Genomic DNA, 1,264 nt, shown 5'->3' on the forward strand with positions numbered 1-1,264 from the left:
ATGCCCGGGGCCACGGGGTCGGGGAAAACGGCGGGCTCCGCTCCCGGCGCCTCCCCGATGCCCAGCATGAGCATGCCCATGAGTACCTCGAGCACGGGCGCGGCGGCCGCGCCGGTGACCGGGAATGCCGTCGCGATCAAGAACTTCGCCTTCTCTCCGGCCACGCTGCAGGTCAAAGCGGGCACGACGGTGACGTGGACGAACCAGGACACCGACGCCCACACCGTCACCAGCGCCGCATCGGGCGGCCCCCTGCACTCGGCCGCCCTGGCCACCCACGCCGCCTACAGCTACACGTTCACCAAGCCCGGCACCTACGCCTACATCTGCACCATCCATCCGTTCATGACCGCCACCGTGGAGGTGACCCGATGACCGACTACTACGACCGTCACGACGGAGCACCGGCCGACGACGCCGGCCGGCCTGAAACCGAACACGGTATGACTCGGCGTCAACTCATGCGTCATGCAGGGTGGTTCGGCGGCGCGGTGGTGCTGACTGTGGCCAGCGGAGAGGTGATCAGTCACATCGCGGACTCCCGGGACACCAACGCCGGGGCTGCCGCCGGGGCCCTCGCAGCGGGAAGCGGCGCGCTGCGGTTCGTGCAGGTCTCCGACAGCCATATCGGGTTCCAGGGCCCGGCGAACACGGACGTGGCCGGCTCGTTCAACGAAGCGATCAACCAGGTCAACTCACTCGGATTCAGACCGGACTTCGTCATGCACAGCGGCGACCTGACCCACCTGTCCACGGCCGGGCAGTTCGACCAGGTCAAGCAGATGATGACCGGAATGAAGACAGACCGCGTCTTCACCGTACCGGGCGAACACGACTCCATCGGCGATGCAGGCCGCGCCTACCGGCGGACCTTCGGCATGGGCACGCTCGGCGACGGCTGGTACAGCTTCGACACCCACGGCGTGCACTTCATCGCCCTGGTCAACACCCTGAGCCTGGAGAAACTCGGACACCTCGGCAACGCGCAGATCGACTTCGTACGCAAAGACCTGGCCGGACTGCCATCGGACACCCCCATCGTGGTCTTCAGCCACATCCCGCTGTTCGCCATGTACCCGAAGTGGGGCTGGAGCACCGACGACGCCCTCAAAGTCATCGCACTCCTGCGCCGCTTCTCCTCCGTCACCTGTCTCAACGGACACGTCCACCAACTGTTCACCAAGACAGAGGGCAACATCACCTTCCACTCCGCCACCACCACCGCCTACCCCCTGCCCAAACCGGGCCGCGCCCCCGCCCCCAC

General features: G+C 66.9%; 2 protein-coding genes. Both read left to right on the forward strand.

Features of this window, described 5'->3' with window-relative positions; all coding sequences use genetic code 11:
* Positions 1 to 78 precede the first annotated feature (78 nt).
* On the forward strand, positions 79 to 375 hold the full coding sequence (locus LMU33_RS40775) for a plastocyanin/azurin family copper-binding protein (protein ID WP_069783182.1): 297 nt from the start codon (positions 79 to 81) through the stop codon (positions 373 to 375).
* Between the two features lie 86 nt (positions 376 to 461).
* The coding region (locus LMU33_RS40780; protein ID WP_228627156.1) for a metallophosphoesterase family protein at positions 462 to 1,264 on the forward strand (803 nt) is incomplete at its 3' end.

The sequence above is a fragment of the Streptomyces barringtoniae genome (genome assembly GCF_020819595.1).
GTDB lineage: Bacteria > Actinomycetota > Actinomycetes > Streptomycetales > Streptomycetaceae > Streptomyces > Streptomyces barringtoniae.